Raw genomic sequence first — 22,521 nt, forward strand, 5'->3', positions numbered from 1 at the left:
TTCTATTAATTTCAAAATCATGCAAATCATGATTTCAAAACCAAATAATTGTTATATAATAAAAATGTATAATATATTTTAAATTTTACCGAGGGGGGATTTCCTTGCCGCTAAAAAAAGGATTAGCAACACTTTTTTCTTCAAAAAAATCCTCTTCTGATGTACTGTCCACGACATCGATTGATGCAAACTTCATTGAACATCATCCGGACGCTGTTTATACTTTAGATCTTACAGGTGTGACAACAAGTTTGAATGAAAAAACAACGTTATTACTTGGTTATACAAAACAAGATTTACTGCGACACAAAAATCATTTCATTCATCCTGACGATCATAGTATCGCGAATGAGCACTTCCAAGAAGTCCTCCAAGGAAAGAGTGTCAATTATATCGTACGTGTTCGCCATGCGTCGGGTCATTATCTCGAGATGTTGATTGCTAACATTCCGATTTTTGACCAAGGTCTCATCGTCGGAGCATACGGTATTGCTCGAGACATCACCCAAACACGTCACTTGAAGTCTAAGGTCGAGTCCATTACTTTCGATCATCAACTCGTCGAGAGCCTGCCTGGTATCGCGACTGCCACTTTCAACCAAGCGGGCTATTTATTACGCTTCTCTCAGTCTTTTGGTGAATTACTCGGTATTTCCGATCGCCAACTGGATCGTTTTGATAAAAAGAGTATATTACGATTAATCCATCCGGATAACATAGATGCTTTTCAAGCTTATTTAGATATTCTCCGCTTCCAACAAACCACTGATCCTCTTGAAATCGAAACACGTGTCCTACACTCACAAGACGGCTATCAGGATGTGTTTTGCCGTTGTGCTTATCGTAATCCCGAAGACGGAGACAATGCTGAAATTACATGTGCCATCTATAACCTTTCCGATCATAAACAATTAAATCGGCAGCTGCATGACGAACGTCATAAACTTTCGACGTTTCAACAAGTTGCTACCAGTGCTATTTATCGTTTTAATCTAACTGATAAAAAAATCGATTTTTCCACGCAAGGCTTCGAAAATCTATTTAACGGATTATTATCCGAATACAAATCACGCCCTATCGAATGGCTACAAGAGATTGTCGTTCCGGAAGACCAAACAAAACTCGAATCAGCACATGCCCGCATCTTATCGGGTCACGATGTTGAAATCGCTTATCGGATTAGGATCGAACATACATTATTTTGGATTCTTGAGCATCGTACACCCCTACGTGACGAAATGGACCACGTCATCGCCTATCAAAGTGTCGTTCAAGATATCACACAACTAAAACATCAAGAAGAGCGAATCTTCCAACTCGCGATGCATGATCCAGTGACTGGTCTACCAAACCGTGCGCTTGTCCTTGAACAACTTCAACACTGGATCGATACATATGAGTGCTTCAGCGTCTTTACAGTCAGCTACAATTTACTGCGTTCCATCAATCATGATTTCGGTTATAAGATTGGAGATCGTTGGTTGACACAAACTGCCACGCGCCTATTACATCATTTATCCAAAGAAACTTATGTCGGTCACTTGTATGGAGATGAATATATCGTCTTACTTCCTCATCTCGTCAGTGAATCAGACATTGAACATGTCTGCGAAACCTTCCTTCGAAGTTCCAAGGAAAAAATCACAGTGGATTCCTACGAGTGGTATCCTTCAATGACGATTGGGGTTAGTCGTTATCCCGAAGATGCTTCTCAACCAGATGAATTGATTAAGGCAGCCAATATCGCGCTTGGTCGTGCGAAGACGAATTCCTACAGTGTCTATTCTTCCACATATAATATCGAGACGTATCGCAGGCATCAACTTCAAAACAGTCTCAGAACTGCGATCCGTCGAGACGAGCTATTTTTAGAATATCAACCTAAAGTGAATGCGTGGTCTGGCATCATCGTCGGGGCGGAAGCACTCGTTCGTTGGCAACATCCAGAGTGGGGACGAATTCCTCCAAATGATTTCATTCCTTTATCTGAAGAGAGTGATATGCATATCCTGATCGCAGACTGGGTTCTTGAAGAAACCTGCCGTAGTATAAACCAATGGGTACTAGCAGGTCTTCCAGCTGTTCCGGTTTCCATTAACGTCTCTCCGAAACGGTTGATGTATGGAAACTTCGCTGAGACCGTCAAGGAAACATTACGCCGTTTCGATATCTCACCTGGAATGCTTGAAATCGAGATTCTCGAAACAGACGTACTCTTTGATAACGCCAAAATCCATCAATCTTTAGAAATGCTGAGTGCCATGGGCATTCGAATTGCACTTGATGATTTCGGAAAAGGCTATTCTTCTATTTCTTATTTACAACAGTATCCGATTGATACGATCAAAATCGATCGACAGTTCGCTACATCCTTGGCACATGATAAAAAAACACAGTCGGTCGTCCGAAGTGTACTGTTCATGGCCAACGAATTCGGCATGGACGTGATTGCCGAAGGTGTAGAAACAATGGAGCAGTTGCATTATTTGCGTCAGCTAGATTGTACGACGATTCAAGGATATTTATTTAGTCGTCCTCTTCCTAAAGCCGATTTCGAGTCTGCTCTTAAGGAACGTCAAGTCAGTGCTGTTGAAGCAATGAGCGTCACTGCACATCAATTAACCGTAACGGCTTCCATTACGATTCATCGATTAAAAGGAAAACAAATTCATGTCGGCTATACGGATATCCTGATTTCTAAAGGAACCTTACATTCCGTCTCATTCTATTCCTCACTTCACCTGCCGATTCATGAAGAAATCGAACTTGCCTTAAAAATTAATGATCACATCATTATCATTCAGCCTAATCAGTCATTCGAACTGGAAAATGGTTTGACTGAATACGAATGTCGCTTTATGAATATGAAAGAGTCACACTACGTATTCGAAGCTATGCAAAGACTGAATCATATCTAAAAACTGATTTGAAAATTCTATACATCCTATAAAACAGTGGACACTTTAGTTCATTGTTTTATTTTGTTCAGTTCTTTATACGAATAGGTAAATTCTATTATTACTACATTTTTTTGCTCAGTCCTATGTGATTGGCGATTGGATGCCTGTAATCGTTCCGTGCTACACTAAAGGCATTATTTGAGTGTAAAGGACGGATCATATGCCGAAGTATTTAAACATCTCTCACGAGCTCGCACAGCGGATTCAGGAAGGAACGCTCCCAGCTGAAACGAAATTACCTTCTGAGACGGAATTGATGCACGAATTCGAGGCGAGCCGCGGAACGGTCCGAAAAGCGATCGATGCCCTTCAAGAAAAAGGCTTCGTCCGTAAACACCAGGGGAAAGGTGTCTTCGTCCTGTCGCAAGAAGCGATCGAATTCCAATTCAACGGGATCGTCAGCTTCTCGGAAGCACATCGCCGGATGGGGCGTCATACCGTCGAGACGGATGTAGTGTCCTGCGAAGTCCTTTCCGCTTCCGCTGAGCTGGCTTCATTATTGCATGTGGCACAAGGAACGGACGTAACACGCATCGAGCGCATTCGCCAGATCGATGGTGAACGGGTCATCCGTGACATCAATCATTTCGTGACCGCACTCGTGCCCGGACTCACTACTGACATCGCTCGAGGTTCGATCTATCAATACATCGAAGAGACACTCGGTCGACAGATCAGCTACGCGAAACGAAAAATCGAAGCTCGCCCTGCGACAATGGAAGACCAAGAACGACTCGACCTTCATGATATGACGCATGTCATCGTCGTCACGAACGATACGTATTTCTATGAAGGACAACATTTTGAACGGACGGAATCGCGTCACCGGCTCGATAAGTTTCAGTTCACTGATATTGCCCGTCGTTGAATATAGGCTGCAAGATGAGGGAATCCGTAGATGACGGATTCTCTCTTTTTTATTCTTTTTCAACTTATCTATATAAGTTCTTGACCAACTTATATAGATAAGTTAAGATAAGTGTGCGCAGATAAGAAAACGTTTTCATTTCAAAAGTGGTCGAGTATGTCACTTCCAAAAAGGAGCATCGAGATGAAACCAAACTATCGTCAGATTGCAGAGCAAATCATTGAGAACATCGGAGGTAAGGAGAACATCGAGCAGGCAGCTCACTGTGTCACTCGTCTTCGTTTAACGCTTAAGAATCAAGAGCTTGTCGATCAAGACGCCTTACTTGAAGTTCCGCTCGTCAAAGGCGCGTTCTTGAACGCGGGTGTCTATCAAATCGTCATTGGTGCCGGTGATGTCGACCGGGTCTATGCAGAATTCATTCAACTGACCGGCTTACAGGCAACAACGATCGCAGATGTAAAATCGTCTGGTGCTGCTAAGATGAATCCGTTCCAAAAGTTGATCAAAGTCTTTTCTGACGTCTTCATGCCTATCATTCCGGCAATCATCGTTGCTGGTCTCTTAATGGGAATCAACAATCTATTCGGAATCGAGTTCGGTGGCAAGACGATGATCGATCGTTATCCGAACTTACAAGGACTTTGGGATCTCATCAATATGATGGCAAACACCGCCTTCGTCTTCCTCCCGGCACTCGTCGGTTGGTCAGCGACGAAACGCTTCGGTGGAAGTGAGATTCTCGGGATCGTTATGGGTCTGATGCTTGTTCACCCAGATCTCTTAAACGCTTGGAACTACGGGCAAAGTGCTCTAAAAGGTGAAATCCCGACGTTCAACATTCTCGGTCTCTTTGAAATTGAAAAAGTCGGCTACCAGGGACAAATCCTCCCTGTACTCGCTGCCGCTTACGTCCTCAGTACGATTGAACGTTGGCTCAAAAAACGAGTACCGAATGCGATTCAATTGCTCGTCGTACCGATTACGACGATCACATTGACGGGATTCCTCGCCCTTGCCGTCATCGGACCGGTCACGCGTCAAGTCGGTGACTGGATTACGATCGGTGTCGTCAATACGTTCGAAGCTGTTCCGTTACTTGGTGCCTTACTTTTTGGCGCACTCTATGCGCCGCTCGTCATTACCGGCATGCACCACATGTTCATCGCTGTTGATCTACAGTTGATCGGACAAAGCGGAACGACGTTCATCTGGCCGATGATCGCGATTTCGAACATTGCTCAAGGTTCAGCAACACTCGCGATGCTTTTCCTCGCGAAAAACGTTAACGATAAAAACATGGCATCAACGTCCGCTTTATCCGCCTACTTCGGCATCACGGAACCAGCCATGTTCGGAGTCAATCTCCGGTTCAAATATCCGTTTTACGCAGCACTCGTCGGTTCAGCGATCGCGTCAGCTTTCATCGCTGTCAGTGGCGTTCTTGCTCCTGCGATCGGTGTCGGCGGATTACCTGCTTTCATTTCGATCGTACCAGGTTCGATTCTGTCGTTCATCGTCGGCATGGTGATCGCGATCATCGTCCCCGTCGCCTGTACGTTCCTGTTCCACTATGTCTCAACGAAACGCGCAAAAAAAGCTGCCCTGAAAAAAGCAGCGTAATTCTAGAAAGGTGTGTATCCCATGATCACGACAACCGATTGGCGCAAATCCGCCGTTTATCAAATCTATCCGAAGAGTTTCTATAGTCCGGAGGGCAAAGCGACCGGTACGTTACGTGGCGTGACTGCCAAACTCGATTATCTGGCGGATCTTGGTGTCGATTATCTCTGGTTGACACCGGTCTATGCCTCACCACAAAACGACAATGGTTATGATGTCAGTGATTATTACGCGATTGATCCATCCTACGGAACAATGGACGATTTCGAGACGTTACTTGCAGAAGCAAAACAACGCGGTCTGTCTGTCATGATGGACATCGTCGTCAATCACTGTTCAACGTCGCATGCCTGGTTCGAAGAAGGACGTCATCCCGATAGCCCCTATCACGACTACTTCATTTGGCGCGAGACACCGAACGACTGGATATCAAAATTCGGTGGTCCCGCTTGGTCATTTGATGAGGTAGCTGGTAAGTATTACTTGCACCTGTTCGACAAGACGCAAGCGGATCTGAACTGGGAAAATCCACGTTTACGGGAAGATGTTTATAACATGATGCGCTTTTGGCGGGATAAAGGAGTCAGCGGCTTCCGACTCGATGTCATCAATTTGATCTCAAAGACGCCAGGTCTTCCGAACGATCCAGCAGGAGACGGACGTGCGTATTATACGGACGGACCGAACGTCCATGACTACTTGCAAGAGATGAACGCAGAAGTCTTTGCTGGACACGATCTCATGACGGTCGGCGAGATGTCGTCGACGTCACTTGAACACTGTCTTCGTTATTCATCGCTTGATGAACAAGAACTGAAGATGACGTTCAACTTTCATCATTTGAAGGTCGATTATCCGAACGGCGAAAAATGGACGGCAGCACCATTTGATTTCAAGCAACTGAAACAGATTTTCTCCGACTGGCAATCCGGCATGAACGGACAAGCCTGGAACGCAATCTTTTGGTGCAACCATGACCAGCCACGCGTCGTCAGCCGGTTCGGTGACGACGTCACGTATCGCGTCGAAAGTGCGAAGATGCTCGCGACGACGCTTCATGGTCTACAAGGTACACCGTACATCTATCAAGGAGAAGAGATCGGCATGCCGAATCCGGACTTCACGGATCTGTCCGACTACCGCGATGTCGAGACGTTGAACGCCTATCAGGAAGCTCGGGACAACGGTGTAACGGAAGAAGCGATTCTCGCTGCGATTCGTCAAAAATCGCGTGATAATGCGCGGACGCCGATGCCGTGGTCGGATGCTGTCAACGGTGGCTTCAGTACGAGTGAACCATGGATACCGGTCTCGCCGACGTATGAGCAAATCAATGTCGAGTCGGCTGTCGCAGACCCAAACTCGGTCTATCATCATTACAAACGATTGATTCAACTCCGCAAACAGTATAACGTGCTGACAGACGGTTCATACCGTCTGTTGACACCAGACGATTCGTCACTCTGGGCGTACGAACGCGTAACGAACGAGGAAGAGTTGCTTGTCGTTTCGAACTTCTACGGAACAGAGACGACGTTCACGTTACCTCGTGACGGATCGGATTATACGGTGCTACTTCACAACTACCAGGAGATGCAGACAGAGGGGCACACTTTGACGTTACGTCCGTATGAATCCCTGATGCTTTATCGTCAAAAGTGATGCACATTCTTAATTTCTTTCGATCAAATAAAAAGGGAGATCACCATCCGAGTACATGACCCGGAACGTGATCTCCCTTTTCTCATACTTCATCATACACGAACTCGTTTTTTAAGCATGTATCCTACGAAACTTTCCGATTCGCTTCTTCTCGTTTTAACTGTTCGCGGAACAGTCGTGTCTCGGCAATGACGACGCCGGACAATCCAATCAAACCGATTAAGTTCGGAATCGCCATCAATCCGTTGAAGACGTCGGAAATCGCCCAGACCATGTTCAAGTTCGTCGTCATCGCACCCGCTCCGGCGACTAAGACGAACAGGATGCGGTAGGGTAAGATCGATTTTTGACCAAATAGATAATAGATCGATTTTTCACCGTAGTACGACCAGCCAAGAACGGTCGAGTACGCAAACATGACGAGTCCGATCGTGACGATGTATTTTCCGGCAGGACCAAGGAAGACTTCGAAGCTCGCCGTCGTCAATTCAACACCCTCTAACTTCGTATCGAGTTGTCCTCCCATGACGAGCGTCAGTCCCGTGATTGAACAGACGACCAATGTATCGAGGAAGACTTGCGTCATCGAGACGAGCGCTTGACGTCCCGGGAAGTCCGTCTTTGCAGCAGCGGCTGCGATTGGTGCTGAACCGAGTCCTGCTTCGTTTGAGAAGACACCACGCGCGACACCATAACGAATCGCTGCCCCAATCGCGCCACCTGTGATGGCTTCGCTTGAGAATGTGCTGCTGAAGATCGTCGAAATCGCACCTGGAATCAAGTCATAGTTCATGACGAGAATCAGTAAACCACTTCCGACATAGAAGAAAATCATGAACGGAACGAACAGACTGACGACTTTCCCGATTGACTTGACCCCACCAAGAATGACGACACCTGTCAATACCATCAATACGATCCCCGTCACGTAAAGTGGCACATCGAACGTCGATTTCATCGCGAGGGCGACCGAGTTCGTCTGGACCCCGTTTCCGATCCCGAACGCGGCGATCGAAGCGAATGCAGCAAACAAGACACCGAGCCATTTTTGCTTCAGTCCACGCTCCAGGTAATACATCGGTCCTCCTGCCATCTGTCCTTTTTCATCGACGACACGATATTTGACGGCAAGGATTGCTTCCGCGTACTTCGTCGCCATCCCGAACAGACCGGACAACCACATCCAGACGATCGCGCCTGGTCCCCCGAGGACAACGGCGGTTGCGACACCAACGATATTCCCTGTACCGACGGTCGCTGCTAGTGCCGTCATCAACGCTTGAAAGTGACTGATGTCACCTTCTGACTTGTCGTCCTGATGCTTTGAAAACGCAAGCTTCAGTGCATACGGCAGTTTGGTAATTTGAATGAATCCTAAGCGAATCGTCAAGTAAATCCCCGTACCGACCAACAGAATGAGTAACGGTGGTCCCCATACGATATCGGACACCGCACTAATCCAGTCACTAAATGAATTTCCCATTCGTCTTACCTCCCTTTATGAAATATGTAGTTCTTTACCATTTTTTCAGAATTTACTGATAATTGTCAAACTATTTTTTCATAAAACTATTTTACGTTTTAATTTTTTTGATAATAAGTAAATTTTTTACTTGTGACGGTATAATCAAGAAAATAAATAGTTCATCTTGCAAAAAAAGGAGCGAATCACATGAAGATTAAAACGAAGCTTATCTTATTGACCTCCATACTTTTGCTTAGCTTAGTCGGTGTCGGGTTATACGGCGGATTCTCACTCGACCACGTCGACAAACAGAGTCAGACCATCACATCCTCCTGGATTCCTGGTCTGAACTTATCTCATGAAACGAATACTGCTCTATCGGATTTACGACGTGTCGAATTATTACACATTCAAGAAAATGATCCAGAGATTAAAGCCGGTTATGACAAGCGTGTCAAAGATGGTTTAGCGACCATTAATGCGAATCTTGCTGAATATGAGAAGACGATTTACTTAAAATCAGACCGTCAATTATTCGATGACCTCGCAAAGAAATGGCAGACGTTCGAAGAGACGACCGATCGCCTGCTCACTCTTAGTACACCAGAAACCCAAAAAGAAGCTGTCACTTATTATGAAGGGGACAGCCGGGATTCGTATTTCGCCGTCTCTGATCAGCTGACGAAAATCGTAAAATTTAATAATCAACAAGCGAAAATAAATGGTGATGCCATCACAAGTTCTGCCAATACAGCACACCTCCTTCTCTTCACGATCATCGGTGTCGTCGGATTACTCGGCGTCATCTTCACCGTCTTGATTTTACGCTCGATCTTCGGTCCACTTCGCCAACTGCAGGCGAAAACGCATGAACTGGCAACACAAGGTGGCGACTTGACGGCACAACTCGACGTCGTACGTGATGACGAGATTGGACAAATCGCCCAGTCGATGAATCAATTCATCGCCCATTTACGGACGATCATCGTCCAGGTCGATGATACAGCAACCCATGTCGTGTCGACTTCACGTCACGTCTCCGGTCGAATCAGCGAACTCGATCAGGATATGGCGTCGACTTCCCATACGATCGAAAATTTATCAGCCGGTATGCAGGAGACCGCCGCTTCTGCCGAAGAGATGAACTCGTCTGCCGTCGATATGGAAGCGACGATTCATGATATCGTTTCTGGTGCGGAAGCGAACGGAAAACGGGCACAAGAAGTCGGCGGACGTGCCGAATCGCTTCAAGTCGTCGCCACAGAAGCGAAACAGACCGCGAATCAGATTCTCGCTGAAACGAAAAGTAAACTCGAGGACGCGATGGCTCGCGCGAAAGCTGTCAAAGAAATTTCCGTCTTATCGGACGCCATCCTCTCGATCGCGGCGCAAACGAATCTATTGTCCCTTAACGCTTCAATTGAAGCAGCACGCGCTGGTGAAGTCGGTCGCGGCTTTGCCGTCGTCGCCGATGAGATTCGTAAACTTGCTGAAAGTAGCCGGGATACCGTCGAACAAATTCAAGACGTCTCGATTTCCGTCATCGAGTCCGTTGAACATTTGAATTCCGCTTCCGGTGAGATGCTCTCCTTCATCGATACGAAGGTCGTCAAGGACTATGATTTATTCGAAGACGCCTCCGTTCAGTATCGAAATGACGCACAATTATTCGGTGATGCAGCGGAACATTTTGCCGCTCAAGCCGGTCAACTCCAGGAACTGACAGCGAACATGCTCGGTGTCATCCACGATGTTGCCGTCACCGTCAATGATGGGGCGCAAGGCACACAATCGATGTCAGAACAAATCAATCATTCCGTCCAAGCGTTCCGGGATGTCCATGACCAGACTTCCGTCAGTCAACAGCAGGCGGAATCACTAAAAGAGGTCTTACGTCAGTTCCAAGTCTAAACGACAAGCCCCTCGTCTTCAGATTAGAAGAGAGGGGCTTTCTTTTTATTATTTATTGTCCTGCACCTGTGAGCGGTTGTGCGTCTTTTGCTTCCGCCGGTAATGTGATTTCGTTAATCTCATTGAATTTCGAGAACGTCGACTTATTCTTCATATTGAACTCAGTCTCTTTTTCGATCGCAAACACCATGTCCATGTCGAGAGACTTCGGATAGAACGTCTTCGCGTCGTACGTCATCTTGTAGTTCATCTTCTTATAATCGATGCTATCCATCGCGTCTTTCATCTGTGCCATCTGTCCTGTCTGTTCGAGGGAATCCTTCATGAAGGCTTTCAGATCGTCACCACTCAGCTTAACGTCGATTTGATAGACATCGCCCTCTTTTTTCGCTGTCCAATTATCTTTGTATTTCTTTAAGAGTTGCAAGTTTTGTTCCGTTGATGCCGATGATTCCATCGCTTCGACCATCTCACCTAATTCCGAAACATCTTGAACGATCCATTGTCCGTTTTGTGAAAGATACATTTTATCGTCAACGATGTAACTTTCAATCGTCACGTCTTTCCCGTCTTCAGGATTTTTCATCGTCATCGTCTGCTTCATCGCGAGCGGCTTTTGAATGATATCAGCTGAAACCTTCTGATCCATCGCCATCTCACCTGCTTTAGAGCTGACCGTTCCTTCCATATGGAACGATTTGATATCCTCTTGAGCAGCTGTCGCTTTCTTTAACAGCTCTGTGTTCGAGAGTTCCCCTGACTTCGTCGAACCCGATCCGCTACCACTACCTGAATCCGTCTGTCCATCTTGGCATCCGGCAAGTCCAATTGATGCTGCGACAATCCCGGCTGCTACCCACCTTGTTTTCTTCATATTCATTTCCTCCTTTATACGCGTTACCCTGATTTACGAAAAACATTGGAAAATGTTTCAAACTTTCTTTAGTAGACCATTACCGTTCTACCTCAAAACGAACCCTCAAATTTCAAATCTACTATCCTTTTTTTGAAATTCATTTTTCTAATTGATATAGTTCTTGGATATTTATCGCCTGCATCGACTTGCCAAAATAATAACCTTGCATGCGTTGACAAGCTAACTGATTCAATAGATTGACTTGTTCTAACGTTTCTACCCCTTCTGCTACGACGTCAAGTCGCAACGACTTTGCTAAGTGGATGATCGATGAAATCAATGCATGATCCGTCTCACTATCCTGCATTCGTTCGACGAATTCTTGGGGAATCTTCAACGTATCGATCGGAAAGTCAGCTAGTCTTGACAATGAGGAGTATCCTGTACCGAAATCATCAATCGATATCGTAAAGCCCATTTGTTTAAGTCGCATCATCGTCTCGATTGTCTCCTCCACCTCTTCGATGGCGGAGACTTCTGTAATTTCTAAATCAATCCGTGCTGGATTCACCCCTGTTTCCTCAATCAATCGCAACAAGGACAAGATGAATGTCGGATGGTGAAACTGTTGCATCGAGACGTTTAATCCGAGCTTGAGGTCGATTCCTGCTTCCTGCCATCGCTTAGCTTGTCGAAATCCTTCATTCAGTACGAAATCTCCTAAGCGAATGATCATTCCGGCTTCTTCTGCCAATGGAATGAAATCTTTCGGTGCAATTCTGCCAAACTCCGGATGGTTCCAACGAATCAAGCCTTCCACCCCGACCATTCGATAAGACTTTGTATCGACTAAAGGTTGATATTCCAAAACGAGCTGTTGGCGTTCGATTGCCATTGGTAGTTCCGATTCCAGACGAAAACGTCGCGATGCACTCTCTGCAATATCCTCAAAGTAGACGATTCGCTTTCCGCCGCGTGATTTCGCCTGATACATCGCTAAATCCGCTTGGCGTAACAACGTTAACATCGGTTGCGACGTACCCGTATGAAAAGTGACCGTACCGATACTTGGACTCGAAATGAGTTCGTATGAATCGATTTGATGCGGCGTACGCAATGATTCAAGGATCGATTGCACGCGTTTTCTCCCTGAATTGGTATTTTTGATGTCGCGAAGGACGATCGTGAATTCATCCCCGCCCTGTCTTGCGACGATATCGGATGATTCCGTCGCTTCTCGCAGACGATGGACGACGTTCTTCAAGAGCTGATCTCCGACTTGATGACCAAACGTATCATTGACCATCTTAAAATCATCTAAATCGATGAAACATAACATGCATTCTTCTTGTTCTTCTTGTTGCATGATGTATTGGAGACGTTCTTCGAAATGCAGTCGGTTCAATGCTCCCGTCAAAGGATCAAAGTAAGCCAATCGATGAATTTTCTGCTCATTCTCCCGGATATCCGTAACATCTTGACCAATACCAAAAACACCCACGACTTTTTCCTTGATACGGATTGGAATGCTCGTGATGCTCAATAATCGACTTTTTCCATCTTCAGTTTCAAATGACGTCTCGAAATGAAATGCATGCGCTTCTCGACGATCCAACTGCTTTAAAAATGATTGATATGTGTTTTGAATCCATTCCTTCCCGTCATCATTCGTCATTCGTTCAAAGGAAGGATTAGTACTTTCTAATCTTCCAGATAGATCGAGCGAGTATACGGCATCTGGATGGTACATGAATAGCGATTTATAGCGTTCTTCACTTTCTTCTAACGCATCCGTTTTTTGATGAACGGCTTGCAAGAGTTGCTGGTTATTCAAAATCATTAAGATTTGTCGAATCAGAATCAAGAAAATCGTAATTCCACACCCAATCATCAATCCGTTGACGGATGAATCACGTTGCGCATACAGGAGCATGGTGCCGAACAGAAACAAGACTAAAGCATACGGTAAAAACAACTTTCCGACTGATTGTGTTCGAGAGACGTTATTCGAAAGTCCAACCGTTCCCTCGTCTTGTTTATATCCTGCATTCGCTACAATCAACAGCCCAGCAATAAACAATGGATCAATCCATTGATTTGCTTCCTGACGATTTACGATCGTCTCATATAGAAACCATGTATCCGCAATGATTTGAATGATTAGACCTGTAATGAGTAAGCGAAACAGGCGTTGACGTCGTCGCCACACTTCTGTCGGGATGATGAAAAAAAGACTGATGGCACAAAATAATAGAATGATATCACTGAGCGGATAACTAAAGGAGACGACGACTTCAGCAACGGTCGCCTGTTGATTCAAGAGAATCGGACGCATTAAGAAAAACCAACTATATGTCATAGCTACCGTCATGACGATCAAGATATCAAAAATAAAACCGATGAGTCGCTTCGGTAATACTTGTTGACGAATGAAGTATAAGAACGCTACTAAGAAAAAGAATATCTGTAATAAATAAAAATAATCTGGTGTTCCAGGAAACGATACGACCTGCTTCAATACGACTTCCGTATAGGTCCATATCAATTCTGCAATGAGATAACTGCCTGTTCCACAAGCAAGCCAGAAGAAGAACCATCGCTGTCCATCTACTTCGTGCTTTACCGCTAAGCGTCCCAGCATGATCGTGGCAACGAGACAACCGAGAATCGAGAACGTGTTGTTTCCCCACGTGCTCCATTGTGGGCTGGATTCAAAAAGAATCAGCCAAATATAAAAACAAAGAATGAAACAACTGATTTCCCAAAAACCAACCGTCCATGTCTGCTTTCTCATGTTGTCCCTCCGTTCTATTCGGTACGTACTAATTGTTATATACCGATGTTTAACAAGAGAAAAACCTTTTTTGTAACAAACAGGAAAATGATACGTGCTTCTTGCTCGATCTAGAGTCCGACACTGATCTCAAAAGGCGTTTAGTTTAAATCATTTCAGCAAAAAAAGAAGTCGACCTTCAGTTTTTTAAACTGGTGATCGACCTCTTTCTATCTTCAACTAATCCAGATCCCCTCAAGCTTAAGGATATCTTCTTTCACTTCCATTAGATCGTGCGTAAAAGATTCGCCATCTCAATCGCAGAAACCGCAGCTTCGTAGCCTTTGTTCCCAGCTTTCGTACCAGCACGTTCGACCGCTTGCTCGATTGAATCCGTCGTCAGGACACCAAAGATGATCGGTACGCCTGTGTCGCGTGATGCACTCGCGACACCTTTCGCGACTTCGTTACAGACATAGTCATAGTGCGACGTCGCCCCGCGGATGACGGCACCAAGCGTGATGACGGCGTCATACTTGCCGCTTTTCGCTAACTTTTCCGCGACGAGTGGAATTTCAAATGCTCCCGGAACCCACGCTGTATCGACAGCATCCGCTGCGACACCATGGCGACGGAACGCGTCGTTTGCTCCTCCGACGAGTTTTGATGTGATCAATTCGTTAAAACGTGCTGCGACGATTGCGACGCGTAGTCCTTCTCCTGTTAAGAAACCTTCATAGATCATGATGTGTGTCCTCCTTGGATGTCGAGCCAGTGCCCGAGTTTTGATTGTTTTGTTTTCAGGTAACGCTGATTTTCCGGCTCAGCCGGTACTTGATGGGGTACACGTTCGATGATTTCGATCCCCTCTTGCTCAAGCACCCGTTGTTTATCCGGATTATTCGTCATTAAGCGGATCTTCGTCACGCCGAGATCGCGCAGCATGTTCGCTGCGACCGTATAGTCACGCATGTCCGTCGGATAACCGAGTGCATGATTCGCTTCGACTGTATCGAGTCCTTGTTCCTGCAACTCGTACGCTTTTAACTTCGCCATCAGACCAATCCCGCGTCCTTCCTGACGTAAATACAAGACGGCTCCACCTTCTCGTTCGATCCGCTCGAGTGCCGCATCGAGTTGCGGACCACAATCGCACCGCTTCGAACCGAAGACATCCCCTGTCAGGCATTCCGAGTGTAGACGGACGAGCATCCCGTCGTGCGCTTCGCCGGATAAGACAGCGACATGTTCTTTCTTATCTTGTGTCGAATAGCCGATCATTCGAAAGGCTCCGAACGTCGTCGGAAGTAATACTTCCGCCTCCCGCGTCAATGGACGCTCGAGATAGGCGACGAGTGCTTCGATCGTAATCAGTTTTAAATCATGTTCTTCCTTATAGAGAAGTAGATCGTCGACTCGTGCCATCGTGCCATCTTCCTTAATGATTTCACAGATGACGGCAATCTCATCGCTACCGGCAAGACGGGCAAGATCGACACCCGCTTCCGTATGTCCGCGTCGTTCCCGGACACCTCCCTCTTTTGCGATCAACGGGAAGATATGACCTGGTCGTTTGAAACGTTCCGGTCCATCCGTCAGCATCCGCTGAATCGTTAGCGACCGTTCCTCAGCACTGATGCCGGTCTTTGCTTCTTCATGATCGATGCTGAGCGTGAATGCCGTCCCATGCGGATCTGTATTATTCGCTGTCATCGGAGCAAGTTCGAGTCGCTGTGCGATCCGCGGACTGACTGGTACACAGACGAGTCCTTTTCCATACGTGATCATGAAGTTGATGTTTTCTGGTGTCGCGTGTTCTGCGAGCATGACGAGATCGCCTTCATTCTCTCGATCCTCGTCATCACAGACGATGATCGGTCGTCCGTTTTTCAAATCTTCTATTGCGTCTTCAATCAAGTCGAATCCGTTCATTACATGTCGCCTCCTAAGAATGCTGCCCAGTCCGTCTGCTTCTCATGCTGCGTGAAATGATAGAGATGTTTCGCCATCATGTCACACTCGATATTGACGACTGCACCGCTTGCCAATCGATCAAACGTCGTCACTTGACGGGAATGCGGAATCAATGAAATCGAGATCGTTTCCGGTGTGACGCGTTGCAACGTCAGGCTCGTACCGTTGATCGCGATCGAGCCTTTCGGAATACAATACTTTTGCCATGATCCGACATCAAACGTATAGACCATCGCTTCTCCATCCGGTCGTCGACTGATCAGTCGGGCTGTTCCGTCGATATGTCCACTGACGAAATGGCCGCCGAAGCGACCGTCGGCCGGCATCGCCCGTTCGAGTTGCAATGGGCTTCCGACGCGGTATGTGCCGAGGGCTGTCGACCGGATCGTGTCATGGACGGCATCTGCCGTGAAACCGGTCGGACTCATCGACGTGACCGTCAAACAAATCCCATCGACGGCGATGCTATCTCCGATCTTCGTTCCTTCGAGTACCCGGTGCGCCTCAATTTCAAGCGCTAACCCGTTCGGTCGCGGGATCTTTCGTTTTAAGGTTCCGACTTCTTCAATCACTCCGGTGAACATGTCGTCTCCTCCTTTCGGATGTACGTCAGATGGAGATCCGGTCCGACCGTTTCGATTTGATCGATTTGAAAACGATTTTCGATATCGTGTTGACTATTCCACGCATCGCCTTCAAAAATCGATGGGGCTTGGTAGACTTCGATTCGATCAACGAGATCTGCCTCAAGGAAAGCGGCTTGAATCGTCGGTCCACCTTCGATCAAAACACTGCGGATGTCTTGTTCGTATAAGCGTTTCAAAATCGCTTCCGGCGTCTCATACTCACCAACGAGCACCGTCACCTGATCGTGACTAATCCGAGGAACACTCGTCAGCCAGTAGGTTGGATTTTTACCATCACGGAAAACTTGGGCCGTCTCCGGGACACGCCCCCGGCGATCAACAATTACTCGAATCGGCTCGATGCCTGACGACGCGCGTAACGTCAGTGCTGGATCATCGACGAGGACCGTCTCACTGCCGACGAGGATTGCATCGTGGCGTCCACGTAGGGCACGACCGTTCGCGCGTGCTTCTTCTGACGTGATCCAGCGCTGTTCACCTGTCGCCGCGATCCCGTTCATCGTCTGCGCAATCTTGACGGTCACGGTCGGGCGTTTTCGTTCGATCGTCTTCCAGAATGCCATGTAGAGGGCTTCTGCCTCATGCCGTAACAAGCCGACCTCGACTTCGACTCCCGCGTCCTGTAGCCGTTTGATTCCGGAACCAGCGACGATCGCATGTTTGTCTTCCGTTGCGACGAAGACTCGTTTGATTCCTGCTTGTAGAATCGCTTCCGTGCATGGTGGCGTCTTGCCGTGATGGTTGCATGGCTCGAGCGTCACGTAGAGATCGGCACCACGAGCGGCTTCTCCTGCCATCCGTAAGGCTTCGACTTCCGCATGCGGACCACCGGCAAACCGGTGCGCACCAAATCCGATGATGCGTCCTTGTTTGACGATGACACAGCCGACACTTGGATTCGGACTTGTTTGTCCGTGTAACATATGTGCTAATTGCATGGCATAACTCATCATCTGTGACATCGCGTTCACTCCTTTCAAATGAAAAAAGACGCCCCTTGAAAAAGGGGCGTCTGTATAGAAGGGTTCACGAAATACACGGTTCGCTCCCTGCATTTTTTCATGCAGAAAGAGACCATCTCCTGAAAACATTTTTTCAGAAAATAGCTTGAATCGTGTCGTTTCGTTCTTCTCCCATCCGGACTTTACCGTCGGCCCTGGAATCTCACCAAGTCAGCCATGATGCGTACATCATGGGTCGCGGGCTCGTCGATCGATTGATCGCATCACCGCCGGTTGGGATTTTCACCCTACCCCGAAGAACTGGATTATTGAGTTATACAATTTTAGCCTAGCATATCTTTTTCAAGAAAACAAAGCGCAAATGCTTCTGTCTTGTCTCTTTTTTGATTTCGCTCCAGTTCTGTCACCCATCACCAATTTGTGATCGACCGCATCTCAAAAACGACCGGAGCACTTGATAGCAGTGCGTCCAGTCGTCGTTTTCTGCTTACAGATACCCGTTCTTCCGGTCATGGAATTCTTGGGCAATCGCTCCGCGCGTTCGCTCATCCGCGAGGACGCGAAGCGCTGTCCGAGCGAGGATTTTTGCTCCTGTGATCAATGCTTCATCTCCAGCTGCTGAACGGGCCGCTTCTTTGAATGCTTCCGTATGGGCGACGAGATCATCTGGTCCAACCTTGATATACGGATGGATCGTCGGGATGACTTGACTGATGTTACCGGCGTCCGTCGAGCCGAGACCCGGTCGTTCGTCTAAATGGACCTTTTCACCAAGCGCCTCTGCTTCTTCTTGGAACAGACGGTCGAACGTCCGGTTGAAGACGAGATTATCGACTTCATTTTGGAAGGCGATGACGTCAAGTGTCGCCCCGGTCGCGAGTGCCGCGCCTTGGGCGACGGCTTTGACTTTTTCCGTGACGGCATTCAATCGTTCCCGTGTCGTCGCCCGGATGAAGAAACGTGCTTTTGCGTATTCCGGGATGATGTTCGGCGCATCGCCTCCATGCGTGATGATTCCGTGAATCCGGACATCGTCCGGTAACTGCTGACGTAAAGCATTGATTCCGTTAAAGAGTTGGATGACCGCGTCGAGGGCATTGATGCCTTCTTCCGGTGACGCCGCTGCGTGTGCCGGACGACCCGTAAAGGCAAAGTCGAGTGGATCGACCGCAAGGGAAGAACCCGTAATCCGTGTTTGACCCGACGGATGAACCATTAAGGCCGCATCGATTCCTTCGAGTAACTGATGTTTGACGAAACTGCCTTTCGCACTACCGTTCGGTCCCCCTTCCTCGGCCGGTGTTCCAAGGACAACGACACTCCCGCCGACATCATCGAGCACTTTACTGAGTGCGATCGCTGCCGCGACACTCGTCGTGCCGATGATGTTATGACCGCACGCGTGACCAATGCCTGGTAACGCATCGTATTCAGCAAGAAAGGCAATCGTCGCGCCTGGTCGGTCGCTCGATTTCTTCGCGAAGAACGCGGTATCGTGCCCCGCGACGCCGAGTTCTACCGTAAAACCTTCCGCCGTTAGACGCTCCGCATGGAGCCGCGAAGCAAAGAATTCCTCGTTCCCGATTTCCGGCGTTGCATGAATCCGGTGACTTGTCTCAAGATACGATTCCCGTTTTTGTTCGATGTCCTGTTCAATCGTCTCTACCCATGTCGTGCGTACTGGTGTCGTCATACTGTCCACTCTCCTTTTGAAATTATTCGCCGATATCGCTCAGTGGAACGAACGTCGGGATCGTACTGCCCTTGTATTCTTTTTTGATGAAGGCCGCGACATCTTTTTGTTGATACAGCGACGCGATCTTTTTCAGTTCTTTTTTGTTCTTGTCTTCCGTCCGTGTCGCGATGATATTGATGTATGGTTTTGCGGTCTCGTTCTCATGGACGATCGAGTCCTTGATCGGGTTAAAGCCGGCGTCAACGGCAATGCCATTGTTGATGATCGATGCGGCGACGTCCGGTAAGACGCGTGGCGTTTGCCCGGCGACGATCGGGACGATTTTCAGCTTCTTCGGATTCTCGACGATCTTATCGACCGAGCCGTTACCGTCGAAGTCGTCCGGTAGCTTGATTAGACCCGCTTCTTGCAGTAACAAGAGGGCGCGTCCCATGTTCGTCGCTTCGTTCGGAACGGCGATTTTTCCGCCAGTCGGAATGTCTTTGACGTCCTTGTATTTATCCGAGTAGATCCCCATCGGTGCGATGACGGTCGTCGCGATCGGCGATAGCTTCAAGTTATGTTCTTTCTTGAAAGCGTTGAAGTAGGAAATCGTCTGGAAGGCATTGGCGTCGATCTCGCCCTCAGCCAGTGCCATGTTCGGCTGGACATAATCGGAGAACTTGACGAGCTCGATTTTGATGCCCTCCTTCTCTGCTTTTTTCGCGACATAATCCCAAACTTGTGTGTCCGAACCGCTGACACCGAGCTTGATCGTCTTTTCGTCTTCTCCTGATGCTGCGCACCCGGCAAATAAAATCGTCGTGAGTGTTGCTCCAATTGCTACTGCTTTTTTCATGGCTGAATCGCTCCCTTGATTAATGTCTTCTAATTTTTCGTGCGACGATATTGCCAGTCGTCTGTAAGCCTTGGACTAAGATGACGAGAATTCCAACCGTGATGATCATGACTTTCGTATCGAATCGTTGATAACCATAGGTGATCGCTAAGTCACCAAGACCACCGCCTCCAATCGCACCTGCCATCGCCGACGCCCCGATCAAGCCGACCGTCGCGATCGTTAAGTTCAGGATGAGTGAACCGAGTGCTTCCGGTAGGAGGAAGCGGAAAATTGTTTGAAACGGTGTCGCGCCCATCGCTTCTGCTGCTTCAAGAACGCCTTTATCGACTTCGAGTAAAGAACTCTCGATCAGCCGCGCCATGTACGGTGCAGCGTAAAAGACGAGCGGGACGATGGCGGCTTCTGTTCCGATCGATGTCTGGACGATCAACCGTGTCAACGGGATGATCGCAACGAGTAAGATGATGAACGGAATCGAGCGAAAAATATTGACGATACTGTTGAAGAACGTGAACAGCGGGACATTTTCAAGCAATGCGCCTTTTCGCGTGACGACAAGCAGGATCCCGAGTGGTAAGCCGATCAAGGTTGAGAATAAGAGTGAGATGGAGACCATCGTCATCGTCTGTAAGAATGCTGTCCAAATATCACTGTAGTTAACTAGCATCAGCGAGCACCTCCTCAACCGTCACCTGTGCCTGATCGATGTAGTGTAACGCTCGCTTCACTTCAGCCGGCTCACCAATCAACTCGACGAGTAAGGTGCCGAACGGCGTATCCTGCAATTCTGTGATGCTCCCGTGCAAGATATTGACATCGACGTCAAAGCGTTTTGCGACTTGCGATAAGAGCGGTTGACCGGTATGGTGTCCGAGGAAATGAATCTTATAGATCGGATTCGCATTCCGGGACTCGATCAACTGGCGAATCGATGCTGGAATCTCGTCGTGCATGACGGAGCGGACGAAGTTTTTCGCTGTCTCAGTCTGCGGGTTTGAAAAGACGTCGAAGACCATTCCTGACTCGATCAACTTTCCAGCTTCGATGACGGCGACCCGGTCGCAAATTTCACGAATGACGCCCATCTCGTGGGTGATTAAGAGAATCGTGATCCCGTACTCGGCATTGATCCGTTTTAATAACTGGAGAATATGATGTGTCGTCTGGGGGTCGAGGGCTGACGTCGCTTCGTCACATAAGAGGACGGAAGGTTGCGTCGCGAGTGCCCGGGCGATACCAACGCGCTGTTTCTGCCCACCCGACAATTGATCCGGATAATGATCCGCCTTGTCCGCGAGATCGACGAATTCGAGTAACTCCGTTACCCGGCGGCGAATCTCGTCTTTCTTGACGCCTGCGAGAACGAGTGGTTTCGCGACATTCGTAAAGACCGTGTTCGCATTCAATAGATTGAAGTGCTGAAAGATCATCCCGATCCGTTGTTTTGCTTGGCGTAATTTTTTCGGAGACAGTTGCGTTAAATCTTCCCCATCGACCGTCACCGTTCCTGACGTCGGTCGTTCTAACAGATTGACACAGCGGAGCAGTGAACTTTTTCCGGCACCGCTAAAGCCGATGACACCAAAGATTTCGCCTTTTTCGATCGTCAGGTCGACACCGTCGAGCGCTGCGATCGCCTGATCTTTCGTGACGTACGTTTTTTTGACTTGATGAAATGCGATCATTCCGTTTTCCCCCTTCATTCAACAAAAAAGGTCCCTTCTTGAGAAACAAGAAGAGACCTGGATCCGCACAGTGGCAGAATCCACTCCACTCATCTCTCAGACATCTGTCTGATGGAATTGGCACAGTGCTCATAATGAGTCTGTTGCCGAGGTTTCGTAGGGCCAGTCCCTCCACCTCTCTGGATAAGTATTGCGGTATGAAATTCGTATGTGCGTTGTTGCGTTGTTGCTTATGTCGTAAAACTAATTTTTACATTACGGGTCGGAACTTTAAAAGTCAACCAACTTTGCAAAAATAATCCATTTGGCGCATATCGATGGATGAACAAGTTATGAATTAGCTTAATGAACGGATCATGATTCGTCAAGAACGATTTGACAAGTCATTTTCGAACGTGCTACCATCGTTTCAATGATTATTCCGACAATTCCAATATGATATTTATCAAGAGTGAACGAGAGACCTGGCTCTATGACTTCACGGCAACCTGCAATCTGTAAGGTGCTCCGACCAGCAAAGCGCGGCTTTGGATGATACGGTGAAAAACTCGTGGGCGTCCAAGCAGTGACGTCGACGAGTTTTTTTCATGAATGGAGG

The 22,521-nt window shown here is 47.6% G+C and carries 16 protein-coding genes and 3 riboswitches; of the genes, 5 read left to right on the forward strand and 11 right to left on the reverse strand.

Annotated features, from left to right (window positions below):
• The first annotated feature begins 104 nt into the window (after nucleotides 1-104).
• The 4 genes from K7G97_RS14710 to treC all read left to right on the forward strand — a co-directional run bounded on the left by K7G97_RS14710 (nucleotide 105) and on the right by treC (nucleotide 7,113).
• The gene (locus K7G97_RS14710; RefSeq protein ID WP_262415766.1) at nucleotides 105-2,918 is read left to right on the forward strand and encodes a sensor domain-containing protein; all 2,814 of its coding nucleotides are present in this window, start codon (nucleotides 105-107) and stop codon (nucleotides 2,916-2,918) included.
• Between the two features lie 202 nt (nucleotides 2,919-3,120).
• Complete coding sequence (gene treR / locus K7G97_RS14715; protein WP_223040931.1) at nucleotides 3,121-3,828, forward strand: trehalose operon repressor; 708 nt, start codon at nucleotides 3,121-3,123, stop codon at nucleotides 3,826-3,828.
• 183 nt (nucleotides 3,829-4,011) lie between these two features.
• Complete coding sequence (gene treP, locus K7G97_RS14720; RefSeq protein WP_223040932.1) at nucleotides 4,012-5,451, forward strand: PTS system trehalose-specific EIIBC component; 1,440 nt, start codon at nucleotides 4,012-4,014, stop codon at nucleotides 5,449-5,451.
• A 21-nt stretch (nucleotides 5,452-5,472) separates the two neighbouring features.
• Nucleotides 5,473-7,113, forward strand: a complete 1,641-nt coding sequence (treC, locus tag K7G97_RS14725; protein ID WP_223040933.1) for an alpha,alpha-phosphotrehalase — start codon at nucleotides 5,473-5,475, stop codon at nucleotides 7,111-7,113.
• 124 nt (nucleotides 7,114-7,237) lie between these two features.
• Here treC and K7G97_RS14730 read toward each other — a convergent pair whose 3' ends face one another.
• Entirely contained in the window at nucleotides 7,238-8,596 is a 1,359-nt protein-coding gene (locus K7G97_RS14730; RefSeq protein WP_223040934.1) for an alanine/glycine:cation symporter family protein, read from the reverse strand.
• A gap of 189 nt (nucleotides 8,597-8,785) precedes the next feature.
• Between K7G97_RS14730 and K7G97_RS14735 the strand changes: the two genes are divergently transcribed.
• Entirely contained in the window at nucleotides 8,786-10,489 is a 1,704-nt protein-coding gene (locus tag K7G97_RS14735) for a methyl-accepting chemotaxis protein (protein ID WP_223040935.1), read from the forward strand.
• Nucleotides 10,490-10,541: 52 nt separating this feature from the next.
• Here the strand turns inward: K7G97_RS14735 and K7G97_RS14740 are convergent, their stop codons facing one another.
• The 10 genes from K7G97_RS14740 to K7G97_RS14785 all read right to left on the reverse strand — a co-directional run bounded on the left by K7G97_RS14740 (nucleotide 10,542) and on the right by K7G97_RS14785 (nucleotide 21,923).
• On the reverse strand, nucleotides 10,542-11,363 hold the full coding sequence (locus K7G97_RS14740; RefSeq protein ID WP_223040936.1) for a DUF6612 family protein: 822 nt from the start codon (nucleotides 11,361-11,363) through the stop codon (nucleotides 10,542-10,544).
• Nucleotides 11,364-11,502: 139 nt separating this feature from the next.
• Nucleotides 11,503-14,139 carry a putative bifunctional diguanylate cyclase/phosphodiesterase gene (locus K7G97_RS14745; protein WP_223040937.1) on the reverse strand — a complete coding sequence of 879 codons (2,637 nt, stop codon included), beginning with the start codon at nucleotides 14,137-14,139 and terminating at the stop codon, nucleotides 11,503-11,505.
• Between the two features lie 265 nt (nucleotides 14,140-14,404).
• Nucleotides 14,405-14,863 (reverse strand): 6,7-dimethyl-8-ribityllumazine synthase, encoded by a 459-nt coding sequence (gene ribH, locus K7G97_RS14750; RefSeq protein WP_035395821.1) that lies wholly within the window; start codon nucleotides 14,861-14,863, stop codon nucleotides 14,405-14,407.
• Nucleotides 14,860-16,050 carry a GTP cyclohydrolase II gene (gene ribA, locus K7G97_RS14755; protein WP_223040938.1) on the reverse strand — a complete coding sequence of 397 codons (1,191 nt, stop codon included), beginning with the start codon at nucleotides 16,048-16,050 and terminating at the stop codon, nucleotides 14,860-14,862. Before ribA ends, ribH begins: the two co-directional genes overlap by 4 nt.
• The gene (ribE, locus tag K7G97_RS14760) at nucleotides 16,050-16,676 is read right to left on the reverse strand and encodes a riboflavin synthase (RefSeq protein WP_223040939.1); all 627 of its coding nucleotides are present in this window, start codon (nucleotides 16,674-16,676) and stop codon (nucleotides 16,050-16,052) included. Before ribE ends, ribA begins: the two co-directional genes overlap by 1 nt.
• On the reverse strand, nucleotides 16,661-17,701 hold the full coding sequence (ribD, locus tag K7G97_RS14765; protein ID WP_223040940.1) for a bifunctional diaminohydroxyphosphoribosylaminopyrimidine deaminase/5-amino-6-(5-phosphoribosylamino)uracil reductase RibD: 1,041 nt from the start codon (nucleotides 17,699-17,701) through the stop codon (nucleotides 16,661-16,663). Before ribD ends, ribE begins: the two co-directional genes overlap by 16 nt.
• Nucleotides 17,702-17,860: 159 nt before the next feature.
• Nucleotides 17,861-18,005: riboswitch (FMN riboswitch) on the reverse strand.
• A 183-nt stretch (nucleotides 18,006-18,188) separates the two neighbouring features.
• Nucleotides 18,189-19,394, reverse strand: coding sequence for a M20 family metallopeptidase (locus K7G97_RS14770; protein WP_223040941.1), 1,206 nt, complete (start codon nucleotides 19,392-19,394; stop codon nucleotides 18,189-18,191).
• 22 nt (nucleotides 19,395-19,416) lie between these two features.
• The gene (locus K7G97_RS14775) at nucleotides 19,417-20,235 is read right to left on the reverse strand and encodes a MetQ/NlpA family ABC transporter substrate-binding protein (protein ID WP_029342773.1); all 819 of its coding nucleotides are present in this window, start codon (nucleotides 20,233-20,235) and stop codon (nucleotides 19,417-19,419) included.
• A 19-nt stretch (nucleotides 20,236-20,254) separates the two neighbouring features.
• Nucleotides 20,255-20,905 carry a methionine ABC transporter permease gene (locus K7G97_RS14780; protein WP_223040942.1) on the reverse strand — a complete coding sequence of 217 codons (651 nt, stop codon included), beginning with the start codon at nucleotides 20,903-20,905 and terminating at the stop codon, nucleotides 20,255-20,257.
• Nucleotides 20,895-21,923: a methionine ABC transporter ATP-binding protein gene (locus K7G97_RS14785; protein ID WP_223040943.1), complete on the reverse strand. Its 1,029-nt coding sequence runs from the start codon at nucleotides 21,921-21,923 to the stop codon at nucleotides 20,895-20,897. The genes K7G97_RS14780 and K7G97_RS14785 overlap by 11 nt, the downstream gene beginning before the upstream one ends.
• An 86-nt stretch (nucleotides 21,924-22,009) precedes the next feature.
• Nucleotides 22,010-22,113: riboswitch (SAM riboswitch) on the reverse strand.
• Between the two features lie 249 nt (nucleotides 22,114-22,362).
• Nucleotides 22,363-22,464, forward strand: a riboswitch (SAM riboswitch).
• Nucleotides 22,465-22,521 lie beyond the last annotated feature (57 nt).

It is taken from the genome of Exiguobacterium acetylicum (assembly GCF_019890935.1).
GTDB classification, from domain to species: domain Bacteria; phylum Bacillota; class Bacilli; order Exiguobacteriales; family Exiguobacteriaceae; genus Exiguobacterium_A; species Exiguobacterium_A abrahamii.